Annotated in this window: 25 protein-coding genes and 1 tRNA gene; 14 read left to right on the top strand and 12 right to left on the bottom strand. The window is 64.4% G+C overall.

Translation table 11 applies throughout. From position 1 onward, the window contains the following. The first annotated feature begins 46 nt into the window (after positions 1-46). A complete protein-coding gene (locus QFZ70_RS17865; protein WP_307097525.1) occupies positions 47-997 on the top strand; it encodes a DMT family transporter in 951 nt (316 codons plus the stop codon). Positions 998-1,034: 37 nt separating this feature from the next. Here the strand turns inward: QFZ70_RS17865 and QFZ70_RS17860 are convergent, their stop codons facing one another. Together QFZ70_RS17860 and QFZ70_RS17855 are read right to left on the bottom strand one after the other, a co-directional pair. Continuing rightward, positions 1,035-1,910: a glycosyltransferase family 2 protein gene (locus QFZ70_RS17860; protein WP_307097523.1), complete on the bottom strand. Its 876-nt coding sequence runs from the start codon at positions 1,908-1,910 to the stop codon at positions 1,035-1,037. Positions 1,911-2,018: 108 nt separating this feature from the next. Continuing rightward, the gene (locus QFZ70_RS17855) at positions 2,019-2,888 is read right to left on the bottom strand and encodes a hypothetical protein (protein ID WP_307097522.1); all 870 of its coding nucleotides are present in this window, start codon (positions 2,886-2,888) and stop codon (positions 2,019-2,021) included. A 155-nt stretch (positions 2,889-3,043) separates the two neighbouring features. On the opposite strand from QFZ70_RS17855, the gene QFZ70_RS17850 reads away from it, so the two are divergent. The 3 genes from QFZ70_RS17850 (at position 3,044) to QFZ70_RS17840 (ending at position 5,518) form a co-directional block, all read left to right on the top strand. After that, the gene (locus QFZ70_RS17850; RefSeq protein ID WP_104043860.1) at positions 3,044-3,589 is read left to right on the top strand and encodes a peptidylprolyl isomerase; all 546 of its coding nucleotides are present in this window, start codon (positions 3,044-3,046) and stop codon (positions 3,587-3,589) included. A 9-nt stretch (positions 3,590-3,598) separates the two neighbouring features. Beyond that, positions 3,599-4,477, top strand: a complete 879-nt coding sequence (locus tag QFZ70_RS17845; protein WP_307097521.1) for a rhomboid family intramembrane serine protease — start codon at positions 3,599-3,601, stop codon at positions 4,475-4,477. A 573-nt stretch (positions 4,478-5,050) separates the two neighbouring features. After that, positions 5,051-5,518, top strand: a complete 468-nt coding sequence (locus QFZ70_RS17840) for a carboxymuconolactone decarboxylase family protein (protein ID WP_307097520.1) — start codon at positions 5,051-5,053, stop codon at positions 5,516-5,518. A gap of 174 nt (positions 5,519-5,692) precedes the next feature. On the opposite strand, the gene QFZ70_RS17835 is transcribed toward QFZ70_RS17840, so the two are convergent. Together QFZ70_RS17835 and QFZ70_RS17830 are read right to left on the bottom strand one after the other, a co-directional pair. Next, positions 5,693-6,349, bottom strand: coding sequence for a DNA-3-methyladenine glycosylase I (locus QFZ70_RS17835; protein WP_373461613.1), 657 nt, complete (start codon positions 6,347-6,349; stop codon positions 5,693-5,695). Then, a complete protein-coding gene (locus tag QFZ70_RS17830) occupies positions 6,337-6,588 on the bottom strand; it encodes a cell division protein CrgA (RefSeq protein WP_307097935.1) in 252 nt (83 codons plus the stop codon). The genes QFZ70_RS17835 and QFZ70_RS17830 overlap by 13 nt, the downstream gene beginning before the upstream one ends. A gap of 173 nt (positions 6,589-6,761) precedes the next feature. Between QFZ70_RS17830 and QFZ70_RS17825 the strand changes: the two genes are divergently transcribed. Genes QFZ70_RS17825 through QFZ70_RS17815 form a run of 3 tightly spaced genes read left to right on the top strand, consistent with a single transcriptional unit; the run spans position 6,762 to position 8,361 of the window. Then, positions 6,762-7,550, top strand: a complete 789-nt coding sequence (locus tag QFZ70_RS17825; RefSeq protein WP_307097518.1) for a class E sortase — start codon at positions 6,762-6,764, stop codon at positions 7,548-7,550. Between the two features lie 2 nt (positions 7,551-7,552). Then, on the top strand, positions 7,553-7,723 hold the full coding sequence (locus QFZ70_RS17820; RefSeq protein ID WP_307097516.1) for a hypothetical protein: 171 nt from the start codon (positions 7,553-7,555) through the stop codon (positions 7,721-7,723). After that, the gene (locus QFZ70_RS17815) at positions 7,720-8,361 is read left to right on the top strand and encodes an aminodeoxychorismate/anthranilate synthase component II (protein WP_307097514.1); all 642 of its coding nucleotides are present in this window, start codon (positions 7,720-7,722) and stop codon (positions 8,359-8,361) included. The genes QFZ70_RS17820 and QFZ70_RS17815 overlap by 4 nt, the downstream gene beginning before the upstream one ends. Positions 8,362-8,442: 81 nt before the next feature. Here the strand turns inward: QFZ70_RS17815 and pknB are convergent, their stop codons facing one another. The 7 genes from pknB to QFZ70_RS17780 are packed head-to-tail and all read right to left on the bottom strand — an operon-like array spanning position 8,443 to position 18,025. Continuing rightward, positions 8,443-10,449 carry a Stk1 family PASTA domain-containing Ser/Thr kinase gene (gene pknB / locus QFZ70_RS17810; protein ID WP_307097512.1) on the bottom strand — a complete coding sequence of 669 codons (2,007 nt, stop codon included), beginning with the start codon at positions 10,447-10,449 and terminating at the stop codon, positions 8,443-8,445. Between the two features lie 15 nt (positions 10,450-10,464). After that, entirely contained in the window at positions 10,465-12,192 is a 1,728-nt protein-coding gene (locus QFZ70_RS17805) for a serine/threonine-protein kinase (protein WP_307097510.1), read from the bottom strand. Beyond that, a complete protein-coding gene (locus QFZ70_RS17800; RefSeq protein ID WP_307097509.1) occupies positions 12,189-13,649 on the bottom strand; it encodes a penicillin-binding protein 2 in 1,461 nt (486 codons plus the stop codon). The genes QFZ70_RS17805 and QFZ70_RS17800 overlap by 4 nt, the downstream gene beginning before the upstream one ends. Then, the gene (locus QFZ70_RS17795) at positions 13,646-15,043 is read right to left on the bottom strand and encodes an FtsW/RodA/SpoVE family cell cycle protein (protein ID WP_307097508.1); all 1,398 of its coding nucleotides are present in this window, start codon (positions 15,041-15,043) and stop codon (positions 13,646-13,648) included. The genes QFZ70_RS17800 and QFZ70_RS17795 overlap by 4 nt, the downstream gene beginning before the upstream one ends. Then, the gene (locus QFZ70_RS17790) at positions 15,040-16,800 is read right to left on the bottom strand and encodes a protein phosphatase 2C domain-containing protein (protein WP_373461612.1); all 1,761 of its coding nucleotides are present in this window, start codon (positions 16,798-16,800) and stop codon (positions 15,040-15,042) included. The genes QFZ70_RS17795 and QFZ70_RS17790 overlap by 4 nt, the downstream gene beginning before the upstream one ends. A gap of 2 nt (positions 16,801-16,802) precedes the next feature. Continuing rightward, positions 16,803-17,285, bottom strand: a complete 483-nt coding sequence (locus tag QFZ70_RS17785) for an FHA domain-containing protein (RefSeq protein ID WP_307097507.1) — start codon at positions 17,283-17,285, stop codon at positions 16,803-16,805. Further along, on the bottom strand, positions 17,282-18,025 hold the full coding sequence (locus QFZ70_RS17780) for a DUF3662 and FHA domain-containing protein (RefSeq protein ID WP_307097506.1): 744 nt from the start codon (positions 18,023-18,025) through the stop codon (positions 17,282-17,284). Before QFZ70_RS17780 ends, QFZ70_RS17785 begins: the two co-directional genes overlap by 4 nt. Positions 18,026-18,399: 374 nt before the next feature. Here QFZ70_RS17780 and QFZ70_RS17775 point away from each other — a divergent pair. Further along, positions 18,400-18,482, top strand: a tRNA-Leu gene (locus QFZ70_RS17775). A gap of 50 nt (positions 18,483-18,532) precedes the next feature. On the opposite strand, the gene QFZ70_RS17770 is transcribed toward QFZ70_RS17775, so the two are convergent. After that, entirely contained in the window at positions 18,533-19,483 is a 951-nt protein-coding gene (locus QFZ70_RS17770) for a 2-hydroxyacid dehydrogenase (protein ID WP_307097504.1), read from the bottom strand. A gap of 313 nt (positions 19,484-19,796) precedes the next feature. Here QFZ70_RS17770 and QFZ70_RS17765 point away from each other — a divergent pair, with 313 nt between their 5' ends. The 6 genes from QFZ70_RS17765 to QFZ70_RS17735 all read left to right on the top strand — a co-directional run bounded on the left by QFZ70_RS17765 (position 19,797) and on the right by QFZ70_RS17735 (position 26,195). Further along, positions 19,797-21,356 (top strand): ABC transporter substrate-binding protein, encoded by a 1,560-nt coding sequence (locus QFZ70_RS17765; protein WP_307097502.1) that lies wholly within the window; start codon positions 19,797-19,799, stop codon positions 21,354-21,356. A 28-nt stretch (positions 21,357-21,384) separates the two neighbouring features. Further along, a complete protein-coding gene (locus tag QFZ70_RS17760; RefSeq protein ID WP_307097501.1) occupies positions 21,385-22,314 on the top strand; it encodes an ABC transporter permease in 930 nt (309 codons plus the stop codon). Between the two features lie 8 nt (positions 22,315-22,322). After that, positions 22,323-23,315: an ABC transporter permease gene (locus QFZ70_RS17755; RefSeq protein WP_307097500.1), complete on the top strand. Its 993-nt coding sequence runs from the start codon at positions 22,323-22,325 to the stop codon at positions 23,313-23,315. Then, positions 23,312-24,289 (top strand): ABC transporter ATP-binding protein, encoded by a 978-nt coding sequence (locus QFZ70_RS17750; RefSeq protein WP_307097499.1) that lies wholly within the window; start codon positions 23,312-23,314, stop codon positions 24,287-24,289. Before QFZ70_RS17755 ends, QFZ70_RS17750 begins: the two co-directional genes overlap by 4 nt. A 161-nt stretch (positions 24,290-24,450) precedes the next feature. Then, complete coding sequence (locus QFZ70_RS17740) at positions 24,451-25,476, top strand: ABC transporter ATP-binding protein (protein ID WP_307097498.1); 1,026 nt, start codon at positions 24,451-24,453, stop codon at positions 25,474-25,476. Next, complete coding sequence (locus tag QFZ70_RS17735) at positions 25,473-26,195, top strand: sulfite exporter TauE/SafE family protein (protein WP_307097497.1); 723 nt, start codon at positions 25,473-25,475, stop codon at positions 26,193-26,195. Before QFZ70_RS17740 ends, QFZ70_RS17735 begins: the two co-directional genes overlap by 4 nt. Positions 26,196-26,208 lie beyond the last annotated feature (13 nt).

The raw sequence follows: 26,208 nt of genomic DNA, 5'->3' as shown, positions 1-26,208 counted from the left end.
CCGGGACTTTTGTTTGCCCCGCAGCAGCCAACATTAGGGTTGGACAGTGAACTTGTTTTTCGCGGCCCTGGGCGTGCTGGGCGTTGCCTCCTCCGGCCCCTTGATAGCTGCCACGCTTGGAGCTACCAGTGTCAGTGCGCTGGCCATAGCCTTCTGGCGGAATGCCATCGGTGCCGCCGTCATGGCCACCCCTACCCTCGTTCGGGAGCCGGCCCAGTTCGGGAGGGTTACGAAGGCGGAGTTCCGCTGGTCCGTGCTGGCCGCCGTCGCACTGGCCCTGCACTTTGCCTGCTTCATCACTTCCCTGCAGCTGACGTCCGTTGCCGCAGCCACAGCCCTGGTCTGCCTCCAGTCCGCATGGATCGCGGTCTTCCAGCTTTTCCGGGGCACCAGGCACCGCTGGCAGGTGCTGGCCGGGCTGGGCATCGCGTTTGGCGGCGTCGTGGCCATCACGGGCTTCGACATGGGATCTTCTCCTGAAGCACTGACGGGAGACCTGCTGGCGGTGGCCGGCGGCGCCTTGGCCGGACTCTACACGCTTGCAGGCGGCAAGGCCCGCCAAAGCATGACCACGGGAACCTACACCACGCTGTGCTACGGGATGTGTGCCGCGCTGGTGGCCGTTCTGGCCCTGCTTGGCGGCCAGCCGCTGGTGGGGTTCGAAGCCGCCGGTTGGCTCGGCATCGCAGCCATCACCGTCTGCGCACAGCTTATTGGGCACACTGCCTTCAACCATCTGCTGGCCACCTGGAGTCCGCTCCTGGTATCGATGATCATCCTTCTGGAGATCCCCGGCGCGGCCCTGCTCGCAGCCCTGTTCCTGGACGAGGTGCTCCCTGCCGGCACGTACGCCGGGCTGGCGCTCATCCTGGTGGGACTCGCCGTCGTCGTCCTCGGGCAGAAGCCCGGAAGGGCAGCGTGGCGGGGACGGGACAAAGGTACAGGCGACGCTAATGGACCGCCGGAGCGTCCCCTGGCGGAACTGGGGACTGACTGACCCCTCGCCGGCTGAAGAAGCCCTGGCAGAAAAACCCCTACTGACCGCCGCGGCGGACGGGCTGCGCTGTGTTGACCGTGTGGATGGCGCGCAGGAGTTTCGCCGGGAAGTACACCGAGAAAAACACCACCATGGGCGCCTTGAGGGCCATCTTCTTGACGTTGTGGGCCTTGTAGGTCCGGTCAAACCGAGTGACGTAGTAGCGGTAGTCCCGCGGTGAGTCCTCCAGCCGGCGTGCGGACATGCCGGAAACCATCTGCGGACAGTAATTGATCTTCAGGTCGTGGTCCGCCAGGTGCAGGGAAAGATCGATGTCCTCATGCATCTCGTCCTTCTCGTCGCGGCAGGTCTCTGACCGGATGATTTGCCAGGCAGATGAACGCAGGGCCATGTTGGAGCCGAACAGGAAGTGGTACTGGTGTTTGGCGAGCTTCAGCATGAGCTGGCGCATCTTGTCATCGGCCTTAAGGCCGAAGCGGCGCATGGGCATGTCGTAGTAGACCACAGGGCCGGTGGCTGCCTGGACTGATTGGTCCAGGAATGCCCGCTGCACCTGCTCCACCCAGTCCGGCTCCACTACGGAGTCCGCGTCGATCCGGCCCAGAATGTCCCCGGTGGCGTTGTCCAGGCCGAAGTTCCGGGTGGGAATGAGGCCCTGTTCCCTGTCCTGGCTGAGCAGGATGATGGGGCTTTCCGGATACTCGAGCTGCATCTGCCGGACAATGTCCGCAGTGCGGTCCTTTGACAGGTTATCCACAACGATGATCTCGTGCGCGGGAACAGACTGGTAGATGGCAGCTATGAGGCACTGCCGGATCACGCTCTCCTCGTTATATGCCGGGATAACTATTGATACGCGGGGCAGTTCTGCTGCGTCGTTCAAGGCATCCCCAGAGGATTGGTCGGCTGGCATCAGTCCAAATCTAGCACCGATCAGATGTCCAGCCGGGAGGGCGCAATGCCGGAGACGAATGAGGGGCCCCGCCTAAAAGGCGGGACCCCTCACAAGGAACGTGGACTGCTAGGGCTGGACGGTGCCCTTGTCCGCGGCAGTGCTGCTGGAGACGTCCTCGGCTACGTGCTTGGCCTTGTCAGTGCCGTCTCCGGCCGTGTCCTCGGCAGCCTCTGCAACCTCGGAGGCGGATCCGGTGGTCGCTTCCGGAACCTCGTTCACTGTGGTGGCCGGAACCGGTGCAGGCGTGCCGGTGCCGGTGACGGGTGAGGGCGTCTTCCACGGGTCCTCCACGGGCTTGGAGGCTTTCCAGGCCGCCACGCCGGCGGCAACTGCTGCGGCGATAACACCGAAGACCAGCCAGCCGCGCTTCTTCGGCGTCTCCGGCTCAGCGAGCTGGACGGTAGCCGTGCGGCCGGCCTGGGTTGCGGCCGCTTTGAGCTGCGTGCCGGTGGCCAGGGCCTGCTCCTGAAGGGCGTGGATGATCCCGACGTCCCCAAGCTTCTGGGCTACGGCGTCAACGTGTGCCGGCGTGTTCTCCAGCGTCCGGTGCACCACGCCTGACGCGACACCGATCTGGTCCGACAGACGGGGCAGGTACTCGACCACAACGCGGTCCCGCGCATTAAGGATGACCGGTGTTGCCCGGTCCAGGGCCTCATGCAGGCGCGGCGAAGCGCCCTCCACGGCGTCATTGATCCGGGGAGCGAGCTGCGCAAGGCCATCCTGGATGCGCGGTGTCACCACAGCGACGCCGTCCGCAGCCCTGTACGCGGCAGTCTTCAGGCTTTCCTGGATCTTGGGAGATGCCGCATCCAGGCTGTGCTGCAGGCGGTCAACTGCTGCTTCCACACGGGGGCCCGCCCAATCCCTGGCATTCTCTACGGCGCTGGTGACTGACAGCTCAAGCTCACGGGCAATACGATCCGATTTCTTCACAACTACCTCCCGATTTAATGTGACGGTCTGTGGTTAGCCTACGTGGCTTGATGTTCACCGGCTATTCGCTCTGCGGATTTTAGGCGGATTTCACCCAGCGCGGAACTGTTGTCACAGCCGTCCCCACCCCGGACCGCCGTGAAAGAATGAGCCCTATGACTGCAATCGCAACCGCAAAAGCAACCATCCACACCAGCCTCGGCGACATCGTCGTCAACCTCTTCGGCAACCATGCGCCCAAAACGGTCAAGAACTTCGTTGGCCTCGCCACCGGGGAGCAGGCGTGGACCCACCCGGAGTCGGGCGAGGAGAAGACGGGCACGCCGCTGTACAACGGCACCATCTTCCACCGCATCATTAAGGACTTCATGATCCAGGCCGGCGATCCGCTGGGCCGTGGCGTGGGTGGCCCAGGCTACCAGTTCGACGACGAGATCCACCCCGAACTCAGCTTCAACCAGCCCTACAAGCTGGCCATGGCCAACGCCGGCATCCGGATGGGCAAGGGCACCAACGGTTCCCAGTTCTTCATCACCACCATTCCCACTGACTGGCTGCAGGGCAAGCACAGCATCTTTGGTGAAGTGGCTGACGAGGAATCCAAGAAGGTAGTCGATGCCATCGAGGGCGTCCGCACCGGCATGGGCGACCGCCCGGTGGAGGACGTCACCATCAACAGCATCGACATCGAACAGCTGTAATTTCGACGCATGAGTTACGGAATTCCGTCGGCTGAGCCGTCCGCGCAGGTTCCGGTATGCCCGCGGCATCCGGACCGGCCATCCTATGTGCGCTGCCAGCGCTGCGGGCGCCCCGCGTGCCCGGACTGCCAGCGGGCGGCCGCCGTCGGATTCCAGTGCGTTGACTGCGTCAATGAAACAAGGCGCACGACGCCGGAGGTCCGGACGGTCTACGGCGGCGCCGTAGCGTCGGGCAAACCGCTGGTGACGTACGGAATCATCGCCCTTTGTGCGCTGATGTACGCGCTGCAGTGGCTCATTCCGGGCCAAGTGGTCTACGAACAGTTCGCCTACAACAACGTGTTCGCTACCCCTGAATATGGGGCGTTTGAACCGTGGCGGATGCTCACCGCAGCTTTCCTGCATTCGCCGGACTCCGTCCTGCACATTGCTCTGAACATGTACACGCTGTGGATCTTTGGCCAGGCCCTTGAGCCACTCCTGGGCCGTGCCCGCTTCCTGGCGTTGTACCTCATTTCTGCAGTAGGCGGCTCCGTTGGATACCTGCTCCTGAATCCCGTTCTGGTGCCGGGACAGGGGTTGGTAGGGGTTGTAGGTGCTTCAGGTGCCATCTTTGGCCTCTTCGGCGCCATGCTCCTGGTGCAGCGCCATCGCGGCGGGGATACCCGCCAACTCTGGGTTCTGATTGCGATCAACGGCGTGATTGGATTCCTGATCCCGCAGATCGCATGGCAGGCGCACTTGGGCGGCCTGGTAATAGGTGCCCTCTGCGCGGCAGTTCTCGCCTACACTCCCCGTGGGCGGCGGCAGGGTCTTATCCAGGCAGCAGGCCTGGTGGCGGTCCTGGTGCTGCTGGCTGCCGCGAGCTGGGCCAAAATTTCCATGTAGGCCATAGACCCTCAGCCCTATGGCCAGGGCAAGCGTCCTCTTGGGAAGGTCCCGACACCGATGGTGTCGGGACCTTTTCTTATCCACAGGACTTATCCACAGTGTTGGTAACTTACACGACTGTAGTTCATTCGGGAAAAGCCCCTTTCCGGCGAAGCGGCGGGACCTCGCCGCTACAGCGCCTCCCGGAATCCACATCTGTGGATAACTCTTGGGGATACCGGTGTGCGTAAGTGGATAAAGCGGACCAACCTGGGCGATTTGTGGATAAAGCGGTGGAAGAAAGCCTGATACAGGCAATACAAGAGCGACTGTCCCCCTCTTTCAACAAGTTTGTGCACAGTGTTAATAAGTGACAGCGATGTAATCGCATTTCCGTGATTCCCCGCGTCGCAGGGCGAAGAGAGCCACCGGCTCCCGGCAGTGCCCGCAAGTTTCCACAGGTGTGGATAAGTTGTGGGTATCGCGGTGTTGGTAAGTGGACAACTGCGGTGGGGTAGTTGAAGCTGGGTGGCAGCCCAGCTTTCCGGCTGACTGTCACTGCCTGCCCAGCCTTCTGACCAGGAGAATCCTTTGAGCGCTACCACGCAGCACATCTTCCTTGACAAGCAGCATCCTGCCCTGTGGCGGGCACTCAACGGGCTGGGGCTCAAAGTCCGTGAGGCGGCCGACGCGGCGGGGCTGGACGGGAAGACTGTAGAACTCCTGCACGTCCGCATATCGCAGCTCAACGGCTGCGCGTACTGCCTGGACGTCCATGTCAGGGACGCGCTGAAGGCGGGCGAGAGCGGGCAGCGGCTGGCGGTGCTCCCCGCCTGGCGCGAGACGGCTCTTTTCACCGAAAAGGAACGGGCTGCCCTTGCCCTGGCCGAAAGCATCACGGAGTTGCCGGACCATCGTTCACAGGCCCACGAGGAAGCGTTCGCCCGCGAGCACCTCACGGACGAGGAATTTTCGGTCGTCAGTTGGCTGGTGATCACCATGAACGCGTTCAACCGGGTTTCCATCACCAGCCACCATCCCGTCCGCCGGGATGGCTGATGCACGGTTTTCACAGCGGGGCCTCGTTATCCACAGGTCTTCCACACTGTTAATAACTGCATATCGGCGGCGTGATTAGCAGTTTGGCCCTGCAGGGCGCTTACGAAGCCTGCTTGCCATCTGCCCGTCGAAGTTTTCAACAGTGTGGATAACTTTCCCAACAGTTGGGGAAAACTACTTAGAGGTGGGGCCCGGCCAGATTCCTGAGGAACCGCGGCGGTGGCTGTCCAGCAGGTGTGTATCCACCATGCCTATGGCTTCCATGAGGGCAAACATGGTGGTGGGGCCGACGAACGAGAACCCCTTCTTCCGGAGTGCCTTGGACAGGGCAATCGACTCCGCCGACTCGGTGGGGATGTCGGAGTGGGCCGCAGGGCGGGGCGTATCAACCGGTTTGAACTGCCAGACGAAGTCCACCAGGCCGCCTTCCTTTCGCAGCGCGAGGGTGGCCTGTGCATTGGTCACGGCAGAGCGGACCTTCAGCCGGTTCCGGACGATGCCGGGGTCCTGCAGGAGCCGTTCGATGTCGGCCTCGGTAAAAAGGGCTACCGCGTCTGGGTTGAAGTCTGCAAAGGCCGCCCTGAAAGCCGGGCGCTTCCGAAGGATGGTTGCCCAGGACAGACCTGCCTGGAATCCCTCCAGACAGATGCGTTCGTAGAGCCCCTGTTCGTCGGTAACAGGAAGGCCCCACTCCTGGTCGTAGTAGTTGCGCAGGAGCGGATCCACCGACGCCCATACCGGCCGGGCGAGGCCGTCCTCGCCGACCACTGCGCCACCGGCGGCAGCTGCAGCGTTGACGGCTGCGCCGCGGTCAGGAACTATGAGCGCCACCGGGTGGTCATCAGGAAGCCGATGATCGCGATGCCGAAGCCGGCCACGATGTTCCAGGATTCCCATGCCTGGACCGGGAGGCGGCCTTCGCTGATGTAGAACGTGATGATCCAAAAGAGGCCGATGATCATCAGGCCGAACATGACCGGCTTGAACCAGACCGGGTTGGGCTTGTAGGACTGCGACGTAGCCTGCTGGGGGGTGCTGGCGGTCTTCTTGCGAGGCTTTGACTCGGGCACGGGCTCTCCTTGGCGGGCTGAGGCAAGCTCGGCGTTCCGGGCTTGATATCCTGCAAGAAGGATGTTGCCAGCGGTCTGCGCGATCTTGGTCAAATCTGGATTCTTACTAGCAGCCAATTCTAGCCGTAGTCATGGGTCACCAATGCCCATTGCACCCGCCCGGAGGAGAACCCGTGGTACTGCAGGAGAAGGCGAGGCCCGCCGCTGCGCCGGCTGCCGGCGTCGTAATTCTGCGCGGGACCATTCAGGTTGTGGGTGAGCTGCTCATAACAGCCGGAATCATCCTTCTTCTCTTCGTTGCTTGGCAGCTGTGGTGGACCAACGTGGAATCCGACGCGAAGCAGAGCGAAGTCATCAAGGAGTTCGCCCAGGACCTCGGCGCCGCGGCTCCAGCCGCCCCTGACGCACCGGCAGCTCCGGCGGCTCCCCAGAATTTTGGTCCCCCGGTGGTTTCGGCTGCACCGGGCCATGCAGGCACCATCGGCATCATGTACATTCCCCGGTTCGGCGAACGCTACACCCGGCCCATCGTTCAGGGAACCACTGGCGACGTGCTGGACACGCTGGGATTGGGACACTACGCCAACACGGCCATGCCGGGAGCGGTGGGCAACTTCGCTGTTGCCGGGCACCGCCAGACTCACGGCGCCGTTCTGGACAACATCCACACCCTGGTGCCCGGGGACAAGATCTACGTTCAGACCAAGGACGGCTATTACGTGTATGTCTTCCGCAACAACCAGATTGTGATGCCGTCGCGGACCGACGTCCTGGAACCGGTGCCCACCCTTCCGGGTGTCACCCCCACGGAAAGCTTCCTCACCATGACCAGCTGCAACCCCCGCTTCGGGGCGGAAGAACGCATCATCGCCTATGCACTGCTGGACACGTGGCGCCCTGCGTCCGCCGGTCCACCCGCTGAAATCGCAGCCCAGGTGGCCGCAGCGGTTGGACGGGGCTGAGCATGTACGGCTGGATTTTCCGCCATCTGCCCGGGCCTTTGTGGCTGCGGATCGTCACGTCGCTGGTGCTCATCGCCGCGGCACTGGTATTGATGGTTCAATTCCTTTTTCCCTGGATGTCCGGGTACACCGCATTCACCGACTCAACGATTGGTGCCGCAAGCCAGCCATGACCACAACCAAGATCCTCGTGGTGGATAACTACGACAGCTTTGTCTACACCCTGGTGGGCTACCTCCAGGAGCTCGGCGCAGAGACCACAGTGGTCCGCAACGACGACGTCACCCTCGCGGAAGCCATCGAACTGGCCGGCACCCGCGACGGCGTGCTGATCTCACCCGGCCCGGGCAACCCGGCCGAAGCCGGCGTCTGCATCGAACTCATCAGGTGGTGCGGCGAGAACAGCGTGCCCATGTTCGGCGTCTGCCTGGGGCACCAGGCGTTGGCCGAAGCGTTCGGCGGCAAGGTAACCCACGCACCGGAACTTATGCACGGGAAGACCTCCCTGGTGGAGCACATCGGAACCAGCGTTTTTTCGGGTCTCCCCTCCCCCGTCACGGCCACCCGCTATCACTCGCTCGCTGCGGTGCGGGACACCCTTCCTGACGTCCTGGAGGTCACAGCGGAAACTGCCACCGGAGTGGTGATGGGCCTCCAGCACAGGACGGCGCCCTTGTGCGGCGTGCAGTTCCACCCGGAATCCGTGCTGACCGAGGGCGGCTACCAGATGCTGGGAAACTGGTTGGAGTCCCTGGGTATGAAAGGCGCGGCTGCGCGGGCAGCCAAGCTGAGCCCGCTCATCCAGCACTGACCAGACAGAACCGGCCCAGCAGAACAAGCCCAGTGCGCCGCTGACCGAAGCCGGCCGCTGAGGCGAGGCGGGAGTACGGGGTCAACCCCTCCTGCCGGACCTCTCCGGATCCGGATCCGGATCCGGATCGTGGTCGGGGTCTGGATCTGGATCGGGGTCAGGCGCCGGCTCCGTCTCCGTCGGAGTTGGTTTGGCGGTGGGCGGCGGGGGCGGTGCCTTGGCCACCACGATGGCGACGGTCTTTCCCTGTTCCACCGCGGAGTTCACGGCGTCGCTCTGATCAGTGACCCTGCCTGGTTCCACCTGCGCGTTCTCGGCCTCGGTGACGGCAGGTACCAGGCCCAGTTCCTTCAGCGCTGCTTCTGCTTCCTGCCGGGTCAGTCCGCGCAGTTCCGGTACTGCCACCTTGCCCGTTGACACCACCAGTTCGACGTTTGTGCCTATGCCGACGCTCTGCCCTGGGGCGGGGCTTGTGGTTATCACGATGCCGGCCGGAACCGTGGCGCTGTTGGCGGTGGTGGTGGAGGGTGCGCCCACCAGCCCGATCTGCCGCAGCATGTCCCGCGCCGCAGCTTCCGTCTTGCCCGGGAGGGTGTCCGGAATCTTGACGGCGCTGGGTCCGTCGGAGATCTTCAGGATCACTTCGGATCCTGGGTCCATGGCCACACCGGAGGCCGGATCCGTGCCGATGGCGGTGCCCTTGGGCACTGTAGCGTGTTGCGAACGGACTATCCGGGGCTCGAAGTCCGCGCCGTAGAGTTCCTGCAGCGCCGCGGACTCAGTCATGGCGGCCACCGCCGGAATCGCAATCTTGGGCGGCGGGGGTGCCGGGCGGTTCACAATGTTGTACAACCACAGTCCGCCGCCGGCAAGGACCAGGACGGTGAAGATCACCAGGGTGCTGATCCATGCACGACGGCGGGACTTCTGCCGCGCAGTCCGCTCGCGTTCCGGAGGCAGGCCCAGGGGCAACTCATCCCGTGTGGAAAGTTCATAAGCGGCGGGAGCTATGCGGCCGCCGTCGTCCGCCAGTGCACTCGTGGCAGCGAGCCGGCCGGTGGGCGTGTCGTCGAGGAAGCTGGCACCGGTCACCGCAAACGCTTCAGTGGCAGGGCCAGTGGAAGGCGTTGGGACGTGGTCGTTGGGATCGGTGGGCGCTTCAGAGGCGGAGACAGCGGGAACAGGGATACCTGCCCTGGCGGCCCGCAGGGCACGCATAAAAGCGGCGGCATCCTGGAACCTGTCGTCGCGGTTCTTTTGCAGCGCTTTGGCCAGTACGGTGTCCAGCGCAGGCGAAATCTCCGGGTTCAGGCTGCTGGCCGGTGCCGGAATCTCACGGACGTGTTGGTAAGCAACGGACACCGGGCTGTCACCAACGAACGGTGGCCGCGAGGTCAGCATTTCGTAGAGGAGGCAGGCGGCGGAGTAGAGGTCGCTGCGTGCATCCACTGTTTCGCCGCGGGCCTGTTCAGGGGACAGATACTGGGCAGTTCCCACCACGGCCTGCGTCTGGGTCATAGTGGCTGAGGAATCCGCAATGGCACGGGCGATGCCAAAGTCCATGACCTTCACCGAGTCCGTGCCTTCGCAGTACATCACGTTGGCCGGCTTGATGTCCCGGTGCACGATGCCGGCCTTGTGGCTGTACTCCAGGGCCGCGAGCACGCCCAGGCAGTAATCGATTGCCTGGGCGATGGTGACGTCGTTGGCCCGGATAAGGTCCCGGATGGTCTTGCCCTCAACGAATTCCATCACGATGTACGGCACCCGGACGTTGTCGTCCGAACCGTCGTGGACGAGGTGCTCGCCCGTATCGTAGATCGCCACAATGGATGGGTGGTTCAAGGCAGCCACGGCCTGGGCTTCGCGCTTGAAGCGCGCCTGGAACTGGGGATCACGCGCCATGTCCGGGCGCAAAAGCTTGACGGCCACGGTCCGCCCCAGCCGGGTGTCCAGGCCCCGGTGCACGTCCGCCATACCGCCCCGGCCGATGAGGCCGCCCAGCTCGTATCGTCCGCTCAGGACACGCCGGTTATCCACCGGAAGGTTGTCCTCCCGGTGCGACGGTGTGCGCGCTGACTCGTTCATTGGCTGTCCTGGCGATTACGGCTGGCAGGTCGGGGGCAGCCCCGGCAGCTCGTCTTCGGCGCAATCCGGGAGTGACGGCTGTGCAGTTGGGGCTGCAACGGAGGAGGTTGTGGGTACCGGGGTCGGGGTTGGCGCCGGAGTGGATGTGGTGGGGGCGGGCGGTGCCACTGCATACGTGACCGTCACGGGCGATCCCACTTCCACCCGGCCCGAGCGGGACAGGGCGATCACCGAGTTGGGAGCCGAGTTCGCATCAACTTGGGGCTGGACCGTGACGTCCAGATTGAGCGCGGAAAGCTGGGACTGGACCGTCCGGTAGTCCTTCCCCAGGTAGGCCTCAGGGATGACGTCCACGGTCTCCGGTGTTGGGGCGGTGGTGGGCGCGGGTGTGGTGACGGTCTGGGTGGGTGTGGCCGACGGCGTTGCCCGGGTGGGGGTTGCCGAGGTGGCGGGGGCGCTGGTTGCGGGAGAACTGGATGAGGGATTGCCGGACGGGGAGAAGACTCCGAGCTGGTTCACCAGGAACCCGGCCAGCGCGAACAGGAGCAGCAGGACCAGGGCGATGAGGGGCCAAGTCCAGGGGCTGCGGCCCTTGCGCCGGGGCTCGTCGGCGGGCTCGTCGTCGTACGTTGATTCTTCCGGGACCCATTTCCGCTCGGCGGCGAGGGCATTGGCCCGGGCGAGCGTACCCTGCGGTTCATCAGCATCCGCAGGAGATGGTGCTGCACCGGCCGCCATTCCCGCTGCAGCACCGGCAGCACCAGCGCCTAACACCGGCAACGCGGACGTGGCAGTGGGCGAACTGTCCCGCTCCGCACCGATGACACCGGTGGGGGCGGTTGCGGTGTCCACGGGGGCGGTGATGGGACCCGTGTCAGCATCAAACAGGAGCATGCCCGGGACGGCAGCGCGTGCTGCGCTGACGTCTCCGTTCCGGATGGCTTCCGCTGCTTCTGCCAGCTTGATGGCATTGGCGGGCCGGTTCTTGGGATCCTTGGCGAGCATGGACATCAGGAGGGCGCGCACCGGGGTGGGAAGTGATTCCGGCAGTGGCGGCGGCGCATCGTTGACCTGGGCGAGGGCGATGGCGATTTGGGACTCACCGGAGAACGGCCGGTGCCCCGAGAGGCATTCGTAGCCGATGACGCCCAGCGAGTAGATATCCGAAGAACCCGTGGCCGTCTGGCCGGTGGCTTGCTCAGGTGCCAGGTACTGGGCCGTGCCCATCACCTGGCCGGTCTGGGTAAGGGGCACCTGGTCAGCAAGGCGGGCGATGCCAAAGTCGGTGACCTTCACGCGACCTTCAGGGGTGATCAGCAGGTTTCCCGGCTTGACGTCGCGGTGCACCAGTCCCTGGGCATGCGCAACGGCCAAGGCGCGGGCGGTCTGCGCGATGATGGACAGCGTGCGGTCCGGGGACAGCACCTGCTCATGTTCGATGATGGCGCTGAGCGGCTGGCCCGGTACCAGTTCCATCACCAGGTAGGCGGAGCCCTCTTCCTCGCCGTAGTCAAAAACGTTGGCGATACCAACGTGGTTGAGCAGGGCGGTGTGGCGGGCCTCTGCGCGGAAGCGCTGAAGGAAGCCGGGATCTCCCGTGTACTCCTCTTTCAACACCTTGATGGCGACGATGCGGCCGAGGACGAGGTCTTTGGCTTTCCAGACTTCACCCATGCCGCCAATCGCGATCCGCGTGGTCAGCTGGAATCTGCCGCCGAGGGTGATTCCGGTTGTAGGCCTCACTTATTCAACACCGCCTCAAAAATTCTCTTCGCGTTCGGACTCGTAAGCTGTGCGCCGGTGTTGATGTCCACGCCCTCCATGACGATCGTGACACCCACCTGCGGGTTGTTGGCCGGGGCAAAGCCGGTAAACCAGGAGTTGTTCGCGCCATTGCCCAACTCTGCAGTCCCCGTTTTGCCCGCCACGTCGACGCCCGGAACGGCTGCCCTGTTGGCGATGCCCTCGCTGACCGCGCTGGTCATCCATTCCGTGATCTGGTTGGCGATCTCCGGGGTGGTGGAGGTGCGCAGCTGTTCAGGCTGCGGTTCGTCGATGACCCGAAGGTCCGGGGAACGCAGGGCCTTGATGAGGTTGGGCCTCATCTGCACGCCGTCGTTCGCGATGGCCGCGGTCATCATGGCAACCTGCAGGGGTGTGGCCCGGACGTCCCGCTGTCCGATGGCGGACTGGGCCAGTCCCGGCTCGTCCAGATCGTCCGGGAATCCATTGCCCCGGGCGTAACCGAGCTTCAGCTGGTCTCCCATGTCCTCGGCAAATCCGAACTTCCTGGCCTGCTCGGCGATCGCATCGCGTCCAAGGTCCAGGGCGATGCTGGCGAAGGGGGTGTTGCAGGACTGCTGCAGCGCGAAAGCAAAATCCGCCGTGTCGCGCGTGTAGCAGTTGCCGCCTGCATAGTTGGGAAGCTTGTACTGGATGCCAGGGAAGGGCATCTCGGCGGGATTCGGAAGTTCGCTGTCCTTGTTGTACTTGCCGGAGGCAAGGGCAGCAGCGGTGTCCACGAGTTTGAAAACCGAACCCGGGGCGAGCAGTTCGCCGGTTGGACCGCTGACGTTCGGGTTCAGGTTGATGCCGGGGACCTTGACGAGTTCGTTAATGTTGGCCGACTCTTCGGCGGGATTCTGGGTGGCAACGAGGTTGGGGTTGTAGGACGGCTTGGACACCATGGCCAGGATCGCACCTGTCTTCGGGTTGGTCACCACAATGGAGCCGCGCTGCCCGTCAGGAATGAGATCGTAGGCCAGCCGCTGGATCTCCGGATCGATGGTGAGTTCCACCGATGCGCCCTTCGGCTGGTTGCCCAGGAAAAGCTGGCCCACCCGGTCCAGGAACAGTTGATCCGCGTCGCCTGCCAACTGCTCCCGCATGGCCTGTTCCAGGCCTGTGGCGCCGTAGTTCTGGGAGAAGTACCCGGTGATCCCGGCGTACAGCTCCGGCTGCGGGTAGGTCCGCTGGAACGCACACGTCTCCGAACCGCTCTCCACAGACTCCGCCACCGGCGTTCCGGCCACGACGATGGCGCCGCGGTCATTGCAGTAGTCCTGAAGGATGGCGCGCTGGTTCCAGGGATTATTCTCGAGCTCCTCCGCGCCGACCACCTGGACGTAGCTGATGGCGCCGAAGATGAGGGCAAACATCGCGATCGCTGCTACCCATGAATGCCGTATTGCCTGGTTCACAGGTGCTTCACCGCCTCGGTTGGAGTATCTATGCCCACAGATTCCGCGCCCTTAGCGGCAGGCAGGGGTGTGGTGTCCACCGGACCGCGGGCGGTATGGGAAATCATCAGGAGCAGGCCCACGATGATCCAGTTGGCCAGCAGGGAGGAACCGCCGGCGGCCAGGAAAGGCGTGGTGAGGCCCGTCAACGGAATGAGCCGGGTGACGCCCCCGATGACCACGAAGCACTGCAGCGCGACGGCGAAGGAGAGGCCGCACGCGAGGAGCTTGCCGAACGCATCCCGGGTGCCCAGGGCCGCGCGGAAGCCGCGGGTGAAGAGCAGCAGGTACATCAGGACGATGGCAAAGAGTCCGATCAGGCCAAGTTCCTCGCCGAGGGAGGCAATAATCATGTCGCTGTTGGCGAATGGAACCAGGTCCGGACGGCCCTGGCCCAGGCCTGTTCCCACGAGGCCGCCGTTGGCCATGCCGAAGAGTCCCTGAACGATCTGGTGGCTTCCACCGGGGGCACGGCCGTAGACCTCTTCGGTGAACGCGTTGAGCCAGCCGTCGATGCGCAGTTCAACGTGCGAGAAGACCCGCGACGCCGCGAATCCGCCGCCGAGGATGAGGGCCAGGCCGATCACTACCCAGCTGATGCGGCTGGTTGCAACGTAGATCATGACAATGAACAGGCCGAAGAAGAGCACGGATGAGCCGAGGTCGCGCTGGAAGATGAGCACCCCGATGCTCACCAGCCAGGCCGTAATCATGGGGCCCATGTCCTTGAACCGGGGGAACTGCAGTGGCCCAATTTTCCGGCCGGCCAGCAGGATCAGGTCCCGGTTCGAGGATAGGTACCCGGCGAAGAATATGGCCAGGGTGATTTTGGCGACTTCACCTGGCTGGAACGTCATGGGGCCGAGCCGGATCCATACCCGGGCGCCAAGGATTTCGCCCGCACTGATGCCGGGAATCAGCGGCAGCACCAGTAGCAGGGCGCTGGCGGCCAGCGAGATGAAGGTAAATTTGCGCAGAATGCGGTGGTCCTTAAGGAACCAGATCACGGCGATGGCCACGGCCATGGCGATGAGGGTCCAGCGGAGCTGGTTGTTGCCTGTATCGTCTCCGGGCGGGTCCAGCCGGTGGATCATGGCAAGGCCGATGCCGTTCAGGGCCACCACCAGGGGAAGTATTACCGGGTCAGCATATTTCGCACGGAAGCGGAGCACGCCATGGAATACCAGGGCGGCGACAGCGAGGAGGCTTGACTGGAACCAGAAGTCAGAGTCAAAGGCCGTTTCCTGGTCCACCCCCACCAGCATGTTGGCGCCGATGCCTACTGCAAGGGCAAGAAACAGCAACGCAAGTTCCACGTTTCGGCGCGGCTTGGGCGTGGTACTGAGCTGGCTCATTGGCCCACCTCGCAGGTAATTGTGGGACTGGCTGTGGGGGACGGGCTCGCCGGGGTGGTCGAGGCGCTGGGCGTCGAGGTTGCGGTGGCTGAAGCGGTGGCGGAGGCCTTGGGTGCCGGGGTGGCGGTGCCCGAAGAAGTGGCCCGAGCGCTTGGGCTGGCGGAGGCCGAAGGAGACGCCGACGGCGGCACGCACTCTTCTTCAGGCGACGTGGTGCCCGTCAGTTCGAGGTTCTTCACGATGCGCTGGGCATCGTAGAGGTCCTGGGCAGGCACGGTCTGGCGGACCCGTTGCTGCGAGAACGGCGGAAGGGAATCCATCCGGATAGCCGTGACCGTCTCGAGGCTGGAGAGCTGGATGGGACCCAAACGCTGGGAAACGCCATTATAAATAGCCACGCGGGAATCGAACTCGCCGACGTAGTAGCGGGTCTGGGTCCAGGCGTATCCGAGCCAAAGCCCGATGGTCAGTACCACCAGCACGGATGCGGCAATGGACCAGGTCAGCCACCGCCGTGGCCTGAGAGGCACGACAGTGTCGTCCGCTTCGCTGGTTTGCGGTTCAGCCTTGTGTGTCAGGAGGGTGGCGGCGCGACGTGCCACGGTGCGGCCGGCGATGGTGGGAATGGAGCCGGACGCCGCGGCTGACGCGGCTGCTCCCACGAGTTCGTGCGGGCGGGACGCGAGTTCGTCGCGGAGGACTTCGGCAGAGAGGTGCTCGCCGAGGTGCGGGTCTGTTGCTCCGGCTTCAGAGGACTCTGAGTTGCCGTTGTTGTCGCCTTGTTCCGATGCGGGTGGTTCCTTGCCCGGGCCGGAGTTTGAAGCGTTGGCAGCGGGCGGTCCCGCCGGATCGCCGGCAGCAGGCTTTCCGCCGTCCACCGAATCCGGTGCTTTAGCAGCGGGGGAGCCCGCGTTCTGCGCCACGGCAGCGGCCTTGGTGACTTCGAGGGAAGGAATGACGTCGACGGCGGCTGTACTGACGTCGTCGGGCGTTTCTTCCACGATTTCAAGCATCACGACGGTGACGTTGTCCGGTGAGCCAGCCTCGAGGGTGAGATCCACCAGGGTCTCTACGCACTCGCGGAGGTCCTTGGTTTCGCGCACGGTGCGTTCAACAGCGTGCCCGGCGACGTAGTTGAGGCCATCCGAGCAGAGGAGCCAGCGTTCCCCCGGTTCCACGTCCAAGGTGTCCAGGTCCAGCTCGGGGCTCGCGTCGACGTCACCCAGGACGCGCATCAGGACGTTTTTGTGCGGATGGGTTTCGGCTTCCTCGGGCCGGAGCCGCCCCTCATCGATAAGCCTTTGCACGAATGTGTGGTCCACGCTGACCTGCTCAAATACGCCGTTCCGCAGACGATAGGCCCGGGAATCACCGATGTGGGCAAAGTGCAGCTTTCCCTCGGCGAGCAGGAGCGACGTGACGGTGGTGCCCATGCCGGCCAATTTGGGGTTGATGTGCACAAGCTCAGACAGCAGGGAGTTGGCGGTCTGGATCTCGTCGGCCAGGGTGGTGGCGGCGTCCCCGGTGTAGTCGCCGCGGTCCAGGTGGATCATGTCCAGGACGGTGGCAGCCGAGGCGACGTCGCCGCCCGCGTGCCCGCCCATGCCATCGGCTACTACGGCCAAATGGCGCCCCACATAAGCGGAATCGTCGTTTTTGGAGCGGATTCTGCCGACGTCGGACCTCGCCGCGAAGCGCATGATGAGGGGCCGCTGCGCCGGCTTGGAATCGGTTGCGGGGGTTTGCGAAGCGGCCACGGCTATGGCCTCAATTCGATGACCGTCTTGCCGATTCTCACGGGTACGCCAAGCTCAACAGGCAGGGCACGGGTAAGCTGCTGGTCCGCCAGATAAGTGCCGTTGGTTGAACCAAGGTCCTCGATGAACCATCGGGTGCCCTGCGGGAACAGTCTCGCGTGACGGCCGGAGGCGTAGTCATCCTCCAGGACCAGGGTGGCCTCCTGGGCACGGCCCAGCAGGATGGGGCTTGAGGCCAAGGGGAGTGTCCGTCCCTTGAGCGGGCCTTCGATAACTGCCAGTTGCCGGGCCTGCTGCTTTACGGGCTGCGGCGGCTCTTCGGCAAGCTCGGGATTCTTGCGGACCTGCCGGGCTGTTGGCGCGCCGGCTGCGGCCTTGCGGCCCACCATGAGGTCGCGCCGCATTGCGGAAACGATGCTGAAGATCAGCACCCAGAGCAGGAGCAGGAAGCCGAACCGCAGGGCGGTGATGGTCAGTTCACTCATGCGTGGCCGCCAGGGCCGGCAGGAAGCAGGCGGAAAATGATCTTTGTCCGTCCCATCGTGATTGTGGAGCCGTCAGTGAGTTCGGTGCTTCCGGAAACCTTGTGTCCGTTCACGTAACTCCCATTGGTGGAACCCATGTCCACTGCGCTGGTGACACCATTGGCGGTTCGAATCTCGAGGTGCCGGCGGGAAACGCCCGTGTCCTCCACCAGGATGTCCGCATCGGAGGACCTGCCCAGCACGATGGACGGGGCGTTGAGTGAATACCGCTGACCGTCGATGTCCAGGATCGGTTGCAGGCGGACGGGCTGACGGCTGGGAGCGGCGGGAAGGTTGGGACGGGGCGGAGCACCGCCGGGAGCGCCCTTGGATTTCTCCGTTAAGGAGACGATCTCGAAGTCACCCGCCCGCAGTTCCGCATCATGCCGGAAGGAGATCCGCACCGAACCCTGCAGGGTGTAGCCCTGGCTGCGGACGTGGTTGATGACCACGTCGCAAAGTTCTTCGGCCAGCGGTGTACCCCATTCCTGGGCCCGTTTGAAGTCCTCATCGCTGAGTTGGACATCAAAAACGTTCGGCACCAAGGTGCGGCCCGCGGCAACGGTAAGGGACCTGTGGTCTACTTCCCGGCGCAGCCTGCTGGCGATCTCCACGGGTTCAACCTGGTTGCGCGAGCCGGTGGAGAAGACACCCCGGACGGCCTTTTCGATGCCGCGCTCGACTTTGTCCAGCAGACCCATGGTTCTTCTCCTTTCCCCCCGGCTGCGGGGCAGTTTCGTTCCGTAAGTTCACTTGCGGTGACGTTCTTAAGCCGCCGGTGTGCCTGCGTGCAGCAGTCACTCCTACATCAGATACTACTGGGCAGGCCTGTGAATGACCTTAATCCACAACGGCCGGGCGCTGCCAAAAGTTCGGTATCGGGCTGACCGCGGCGCCGGGCCGCCTGGGGTTTGAGCCGTCTCGCGGGTCGGTCCCTGCCCGGGTTTCGATGGCGCTAGGCAGGGCCCTGGGACCTCAATTGGTGTTTTCCGGCCAATGTCCGTTATGCTTGATCTCGCTGCTTTTACAGGGTTGCGGTTCGGGAAACCGGCCGGGATTCGGTGAAGGAAGTTGCGCGCGAGTGGCGGAACGGCAGACGCGCTGGCTTCAGGTGCCAGTATCCGAAAGGGTGTGGGGGTTCAAATCCCCCCTCGCGCACGCAAACGAAGAGCCCCGGTCAACAGACCGGGGCTCTTTTGCTTTCGTCCTCACGGCTCCACGGGTGTCAGAACCGAACCGTTGTCAGCAAAGGCTCGCAGATTGGCGAGGGTCAGGTCCGCCATGGCTGCCCGTGTCTCGTGGGTGCCGCTGCCGAGGTGCGGCAGGAGGACCACATTGTCCAGGGCCAGGAGGTCTTCGGGAACCTTGGGTTCGTCGGCGAAGACATCAAGTCCGGCGCCAGCCAGTTTCCCCGCCAGCAGTGCGGCCACCAGGGCTTCTTCATCCACCACTGACCCGCGGGCAATGTTGATGAGGTAGCCCCTGGGTCCAAGGGCAGCGATCACCTCCGCATCCACCAGCTTCGCGGAGCCTGCGCCGCCTGCCGCTGCAACGATCAGCACGTCACAACCAGCTGCCAGGTCGCGGGGTGAGGGTTCGTACCGGTAGCTGACGCCCGTCACCGGGTGCCGGCTGTGATAGCTGATTTCGCAGTCAAACCCCTCCAGCCTTTTGGCAATGACCTTTCCGATCCTGCCCAGTCCGAGGATGCCTACCTTTTTGCCGCTGGCCTTGGTGGCCAGGGGGAAGTTGCCTTTGCTCAGCCAGTCCCCCCGCCGCACGAATCGGTCCGAGGCGCTGATTCCCCGCAGCACATCGACGTAGAGGGCAATGGCCGTATCCGCAACACAGTCGTTGAGGACATCCGGTGTGTTGCTGACGGTGATGCCACGCTCAAACGCCTGGGCAGCATCGGTGGTGTCGTAGCCCACGCCGAAGTTGATGACCGCGCGGAGGTTGGGCAGCGCCTGCATCAGTTCAGTGCCGACGCCCACCTTGCCGGACGTCACCGCAACCTCAAAGGACCCGCCGCGGCTGCGCAGGAACTCCTCCCGCTCCGCAGGCGGATCGGGCAGCCGGACAGCACCGTATTCCTCCGTTATCGATTCCTGGACGATCGGCATAAGTGGCCCTACCTGGAGGACGGCGATGTTCTTCATAGCTGCACCATAGGTTTCGGCACTCATACAGGTCCAACTTGGAATTGGCATAGTTCGATGCCGGAACTGTATCGATCCGGCCGGTTCCGCGGACTGGCGCGGAATACCGTTCCAAGTGAGGACCGTCACACGGCCGCCTGCAGGCTCCCGCGCCCCTTCATCCGGTTGGCGGGCCGCCCAAATTCCTTGTGGACCCCTGGTACCTCAATTAGCTTGAGTCCAGCGCGGCGGCCTTACAGCCCTTGTTATCGGTGTTCTGCACCGGTACACGAGCGTCCCGCTGCCGTAAGTATCGATCTGGAGGAACCCAAAGATGTCTTCTTCAAAGCTTCCCTTTGCCACCGTACTCAAGTGGCCAGCCCTGGCGTCCGTCGCGGTGCTGGGCCTGAGCGGCTGCACCGTTGCCAACACGGACGACGGCGGTGCAGCCGCCGCCACCGATTCGGTCCGCGTAGTCCTTAGCCAGGAACCACCCACGCTGGAGGCGTGTGAATCGAACCTGACCTCCACCGGTGTTGTGGTCCGTTCGAACGTGACCGAGCCGCTGATTGAACGCAACCCGCAAAGCGGCGAACTGGAGCCCAAGCTCGCTACCGAGTGGAAGGCCACCAGCGACACGGAATGGACGCTCAAGCTGCGCGAAGGCGTGAACTTCCAGGATGGCACTGCCTTCAATGCCGAGGCAGCAGCCTTCACCATCGAACGGGCCGTCAACTCAAAGCTGGGCTGCAACGTGGAGGGCTACGTCTTCGGTGATGCTGACCTCGCCGTGAAGGCCGTCGACGCAACCACCCTTACTGTCACCACGCCCGAACCGGATCCCATCCTGCCGTTGCGGCTTTCCTTCCTTGAAGTGGTCCCGACGTCGACGAGCAGCACGGAAAAGGTCCGGGAACCCATCGGCACCGGCCCGTACAAAATCGATACCTGGGATGCCGGCCAGAAGATCACCCTGTCCAGCTGGGACGGTTACTGGGGTGACAAGCCGGCATACGCCAAGGCTGAATACCAGTGGCGCTCCGAAAGCTCCGTGCGTGCCGCGATGGTCACCAGCGGTGAAGCGGACGTGGCCATGGGACTAAGCCCGGACGACAACATCGGCGACCTCGGCGTGGACTACCCGAACAACGAAACCGTAGCCCTGCGGATGGACGCGAATGAGGCACCGCTTAACGACATCCGGGTCCGCCAGGCAGTCAACTTCGCCATCGATAAAGAAGGAATCGTCAGCTCGCTCTATCAGGGCAAGCACCAGGTGGCCGCGCAGTTGGTTCCTGAAGGAATTGTCGGCCACAACTCCGAGCTGAAGGGCTGGCCGTTCGACCTGGACAAGGCCAAGTCCCTGGTGGCTGAAGCAAAGGCCGACGGCGTGGACACCTCCGCGCAGATTTCATTGGTTGTCCGCAGCGCCCAGTTCCCCAAAATCACTGAACTGGCCCAGGTGCTCCAGGAGCAGCTCAGCCAGGCAGGCCTGAACGTCAAGCTCAAGATGCTCGAAACCAGCCAGCACCTCACCTACCAGGTTCGGCCGTTCCCGGAGGATGAAGGAGCTGTCGCCCTGATGACGCAGCACGGCAACCAGGCCGGCGACGCGGCCTTCACCGTGGACCAGTACATGCTCTCCACCGGAGCGCAGAGCTACTTCGGCACCCCCGCGTTCGACGCCATGATCAAGAAGGCCGATGCAGCCTCGGGTGACGAACGCAAGAAGGAATTCGAGAACATCTTTGCGTACCAGAACGACAAGGTGGTGCAGTTCGCGCACATCTCACACCAGACGGGCATCCTCGGCCTTGCCAAGTCCCTGAGCTACAAGCCCAACTCGTCCAGCGGTGACGAGCTGCGCATCTCGGAAATGACGCCGGCAAGCTAGCCCGGGCCTCGGGAAGAGAAGGACAGCCATGCTGATCTACTTGAGAAAGCGCATCGTTTCCAGCGCCCTGCCGCTGGTGGTGGTGATCGTGGGGGTGTTCGCACTCGCCAGGATGACCGGAAACCCGGCCAGCCTGTACCTGCCGCTGAACGCAACCCAGCAGATGCGGGACGACTTCACGGCCCGCAACGGCCTGGACCAGCCCCTGCTGGTCCAGATGACGGACTACTTCGGCGGCGTGCTGCGGCTGGACTTCGGGCAGTCGCTCCGCACGGGGCAGGACGCCGCCGCGATGGCACTGCGGGCCTTCCCCGCAACGCTGCAGCTTGCGGCCACCACCATGGTGCTGGCCGTGGTGCTCGCCCTGGTGGTGGGCTGCTGGGCGGCACTGAAGCCGAACGGCATCGCGGACCGCATCTCAAGTTTCATCTCCATGGCTGCCGCTTCCATTCCCGACTTCTGGCTGGCCATCGTGGGGATCTGGATTTTTGCCATCACCTTGGGCTGGCTGCCGACATCCGGTGTGTCGGGAGCCAGCGCCTGGGTGCTGCCCATCGCCACCCTGCTCCTGCGGCCGTTCGGCGTGCTGGTGCAGATTGTCCGCGGGTCCATGGTGTCAGCGCTCTCCGAGCCATACATCAAGCTGGCACGCAGCCGGGGTGCCGGCGAGCTGCGGGTGGTCACCCACCACGCACTGCGCAACGCTGCTGCTCCGGCGCTGACCGTCGCCGGCGACCTGACCGTGGGCCTGGTGAACGGCGCGGTGGTGGTGGAAACGATCTTCGGCTGGCCGGGCATCGGCAAGCTCATGATCGACTCCATCCTGCAGCGGGACTTCGCCGTCCTGCAGGCAGCGGTGCTGCTTACCGCCGTCGCCATCTTTGCCCTGAACATCCTCATTGACATGGGCTACGCGCTGCTGGACGCACGCGTCCGTCCCGTGACGGTCAAGGCCTAGGAGTAACCATGACGAGCTCACTGACAGATGGTGCGGCACCGCAGCCGCCGGCCGCCCAACCGCCCACCAAAAACGCTGAGGACACCAAGGGTGGAAAGCCGGGCCTGTTCCGGCTCCTGCTCAAGGACCGCTTTGCGGCGGCCTCGGCGCTGGTCCTGCTCTTTGTCGGCCTGACCGCACTGGTGGGTCCGGCGTTGATGGGGGACCTGGCCACCAAGCAGAACCTGCTGTTCGCCAACAAGGCACCGTTCACGCTGGCGCACGGCTGGGAGTACTTCCTGGGCAGCGATTCCCTGGGCCGCAGCATGCTTGCACGGCTGGTGGTGGCCAGCCGGACCACCCTCTCCGTCGCCCTCCCGGCCGTGGCCGTGGCCCTGGTGATCGGCTCCCTGTGGGGTGTCTGGGCGGGCTACCACCGAGGCTGGCGGGAGAACGTCTCGATGCGCATCGCCGATGTGATCATGAGCTTCCCCTCCCTGCTGCTCGCCGTCGTTGTGCTTTACGTCTTCAGCCCCTCCGCTGCGAACATCGTCCTGATCCTGGCCCTCACCCGCATCCCGATCTACCTGCGCACCGCACGCGCCGAGTCCGCCGAGCTGCAAAGCCGGACGTTCGTGGACGCGGCCCGCACCTTCGGTGCCAAGCCCAACGCCATCATCGTGCGGCACGTCATTCCGGTGGTGCTGCCGACGCTGCTCACCCTGGCAACCCTTGAGTTCTGCTACGTGATGCTCGCCGAGTCCTCGCTCAGCTTCCTGGGCATCGGCATCCAGCCGCCGGACGTCAGCTGGGGCCTGATGGTCTCGCAGGGCCGCCAGTACCTGCAGACCGCATGGTGGCTGTCCATCTTCCCGGGCGTGGCAATCGTTGTGACCACCATCGCCGCCAACGTCCTAGCCGCCTGGCTGCGCATTGCCACCGATCCCGCACAGCGCTGGCGCCTTGCACTTCCCCGTAAGCGGCTGATCGCCCGCATCCCAGCGAAGGAGGCACAGCCGTGAAAACAGCTGCCGAACAAGCTCCCGTGAAAGCGACGGCCCGTGCCGGAAAGCGCGCGGCCCAGGGCAACGCCCACGACGTCGTCCTGCAGGTACAAGATCTCGCCGTGGACATCCGCACCCACCGCGGCACCATCCGCGCCGTCAACAGCGTGGCGTTCGAGGCCCGGGCCGGCGAAACCCTGGCGTTGCTCGGTGAATCCGGCTGCGGCAAATCCATGACCGCCAAGGCACTGGCCGGAATCATGGACCCGGTCTGCGACCTCGCAGACGGCCAAATCGTCCTCAACGGCACCGACCTTGCGGCACTGACTCCCAAGGAACGGCTGAAGTTCGCCGGGCCGGAACTGGGCATCGTCTTCCAGGACGCACTCACTGCACTGAACCCTGTATATACAGTCGGGACGCAGCTCGGCGAGGCCTTCCGCATCCACCGCGGGCTGAACGCCAAGCAGGCACGGCTCGAAGCGATTGACCTGATGAAGCGGGTGGGCATTCCGGAGCCCGAGTCCCGGGTCAACTCCTACCCCCACCAGTTCTCCGGCGGCATGCGCCAGCGGATCCTCATCGCCATGGCCGTGGCCCTCAATCCGCGCCTCCTGATCGCGGACGAACCCACCACAGCCCTGGACGTCACCGTCCAGGCACAGATCATGCAGCTGCTGCGCACGCTCCGCGAGGAGGGCCAGATGGCGGTCATCCTCATTACCCACGACCTCGCGGTGGTGGCGGAGGAGGCTGATTCCGTCGCTGTGATGTACGCCGGCAACGTGGTGGAAAGCGGGCCGGTGGCTGAAGTGTTCGCCGACCCCCGCCATCCCTATACAAAGGGGCTGCTCGAATCCGTCCCCGGTCCACCTGGAACGCGGCGCCGAGCTGAAGTCGATTCCCGGCAGCCCGCCGGAGCTCCACGACATCCCACCCGGTTGCGTCTACCAGTCGCGGTGCCCTATGGTGCAGGCTATCTGCCGGGCTGAGCGCCCGGCGCTCCGCCCTGTGACCCGGCCTGCCTCCGGCGCGGGCGTTGTGGCCGGTGCCGGAGTTGCACCCGCCCAGGACAGCCAGGCGGTTACGCCCACCAGCGCGGAGGGACGGCCAGTCCGCGCCGCAGCCTGCCACTTCAGCGAGGAGATTAACAATGGCTGAGCCGCTATTGACCATTGAGGGCCTGACCAAAACGTTCCACGTGGCCAAAAGCGCCAGCGGCAACACCAAACTCAAAGCCCTGGACGGGATCAGCCTGACCGTGGGCCGTGGGGAAACCTTGGGGCTGGTGGGCGAATCCGGGTGCGGCAAGTCCACCCTGGCCCGCACGCTGATGATGCTGGAAACCCCGGATGAGGGAACCGTCAGCTTCGAGGGGACCAACCCCTTCGGGCTGCGCGGCAAGGAGCTGCTGGGCTGGCGGCGGCGGGTGCAGATGGTCTTCCAGGACCCATTCGCATCCCTCAACGCGCGGATGAGCGCCGGCGACATCATCGCCGAACCGTGGGCCACCCACCGGAGCCTGTACCCGACGTCCAAGCAACGCCAGGAGAGAGTCAGCGAACTGCTGCAGATGGTGGGCCTGCGCCCGTCGGACGCCCGGAAGTCGCCGCAGGAATTCTCCGGCGGCCAGCGCCAGCGGATCGGTATCGCCCGCGCCCTGGCCCTGAACCCGGACGTCATCATTCTCGATGAACCGGTGTCCGCCCTGGACCTGTCGGTCCAGGCGCAGGTCCTGAACCTGCTCAATGAGCTGCAGCGTGAACTCGGTGTCTCCTATATCTTTATCTCCCACGACCTCACGGTGGTCCGGCACGTGGCGGACCGGGTGGCAGTGATGTATCTGGGCAGGATCATCGAAACGGGGGAGACCGAGGAGGTCTTCGACCATCCCCGCCACCCTTACACCGCCGCCCTGATGTCGGCGTCCCCGAAGCTGGACGTCAGCGGGGCAAAGCGCGACCGGATTGTCCTCAAAGGCGAGCTGCCCTCACCGTTGGATCCGCCGTCGGGCTGCCGCTTCCGCACCCGCTGCTGGAAGGCACAGGATATCTGCGCCGAAGTATCGCCGGAACCCCAGGTCATCACCGCCCCCGACGGCAGGCGGCACAGCGCGGAATGCCACTTCCCGCTTGATTCCGTCAAGGGCCTGACCGGCGCTGCTGCCAGCGCCTTGTGACAGGCGCAGAATACGCCGTCATAGCCGGGATCATCTTCCTGGCCGCCTGCCTGCAGGCATCCAGCGGCTTCGGTATGGGAATGCTGGCAGCGCCGGTGATCGCCATCATCGACCCGGCGCTGCTGCCGGCCACCCTGATCCTCCTGGCCCTGCTGGTCACGGTGATGGTCACCGTGACGGAGCGCCAGAGCCTCGACCTGCGCGGAACAGGCTGGGCGCTCGCAGGGAGGCTTCCCGGCAGCATCGTGGGTGCGTGGCTGGTGGCGGTATCTTCAAAGGAAGGCCTGGCCTGGGTGGTGGTGGCCGTAGTGCTCACGGGCCTGGTCCTGGCCGGCAGGGGCTGGGCACCCCGGCCCCGGCGCGTGAACCTGATCGCCGCCGGCGCCGCCTCCGGAATCATGGGAACGGCAACGTCCATCGGCGGCCCGCCCATGGCACTCGTCTGGCAGGGGCATGAGGGGCCACGCCTGCGGGGCACCATGAGCGCCTTCTTTATGGTGGGCTCAACTATCTCAATGACAATGTTGTGGCTGGCCGGTGCCGTCACCCCGCAGATGCTGGTCCTGGCGCTGTGGATGGTTCCGGCTGTTGTTGCCGGCTACGCCGCCTCGCGCTACGTCAACCGCTTCCTCAATCCGCGGCGGCTCAAGGCGCTGGCCCTCGGCGCTTCCGCGCTGGGCAGCGTCCTGCTGATTCTGCAGTTGCTTCTGGCAGCCTAAGCAACCGGACGCT

Origin of the sequence: Arthrobacter sp. V1I9 (genome assembly GCF_030817075.1) — a bacterium.
GTDB lineage: Bacteria > Actinomycetota > Actinomycetes > Actinomycetales > Micrococcaceae > Arthrobacter.
The sequence above is the reverse complement of the archived record's forward strand: the minus strand, read 5'-3'. Positions and strand labels throughout refer to the sequence as shown.

Bases quoted from the DNA above. Each gene is read 5' to 3' on its own strand.
- QFZ70_RS17740 (WP_307097498.1), top strand. From the start codon at position 24,451: ATGGCTGAGCCGCTATTGACCATTGAGGGCCTGACCAAAACGTTCCAC.
- pknB (WP_307097512.1), bottom strand. From the start codon at position 10,449: ATGAACGAGTCAGCGCGCACACCGTCGCACCGGGAGGACAACCTTCCG.
- QFZ70_RS17765 (WP_307097502.1), top strand. From the start codon at position 19,797: ATGTCTTCTTCAAAGCTTCCCTTTGCCACCGTACTCAAGTGGCCAGCC.
- QFZ70_RS17795 (WP_307097508.1), bottom strand. From the start codon at position 15,043: ATGAGCCAGCTCAGTACCACGCCCAAGCCGCGCCGAAACGTGGAACTT.
- QFZ70_RS17860 (WP_307097523.1), bottom strand. From the start codon at position 1,910: ATGCCAGCCGACCAATCCTCTGGGGATGCCTTGAACGACGCAGCAGAA.
- QFZ70_RS17760 (WP_307097501.1), top strand. From the start codon at position 21,385: ATGCTGATCTACTTGAGAAAGCGCATCGTTTCCAGCGCCCTGCCGCTG.
- QFZ70_RS17770 (WP_307097504.1), bottom strand. From the start codon at position 19,483: ATGAAGAACATCGCCGTCCTCCAGGTAGGGCCACTTATGCCGATCGTC.
- QFZ70_RS17850 (WP_104043860.1), top strand. From the start codon at position 3,044: ATGACTGCAATCGCAACCGCAAAAGCAACCATCCACACCAGCCTCGGC.
- QFZ70_RS17780 (WP_307097506.1), bottom strand. From the start codon at position 18,025: ATGGGTCTGCTGGACAAAGTCGAGCGCGGCATCGAAAAGGCCGTCCGG.
- QFZ70_RS17845 (WP_307097521.1), top strand. From the start codon at position 3,599: ATGAGTTACGGAATTCCGTCGGCTGAGCCGTCCGCGCAGGTTCCGGTA.
- QFZ70_RS17755 (WP_307097500.1), top strand. From the start codon at position 22,323: ATGACGAGCTCACTGACAGATGGTGCGGCACCGCAGCCGCCGGCCGCC.
- QFZ70_RS17815 (WP_307097514.1), top strand. From the start codon at position 7,720: ATGACCACAACCAAGATCCTCGTGGTGGATAACTACGACAGCTTTGTC.
- QFZ70_RS17785 (WP_307097507.1), bottom strand. From the start codon at position 17,285: ATGAGTGAACTGACCATCACCGCCCTGCGGTTCGGCTTCCTGCTCCTG.
- QFZ70_RS17820 (WP_307097516.1), top strand. From the start codon at position 7,553: ATGTACGGCTGGATTTTCCGCCATCTGCCCGGGCCTTTGTGGCTGCGG.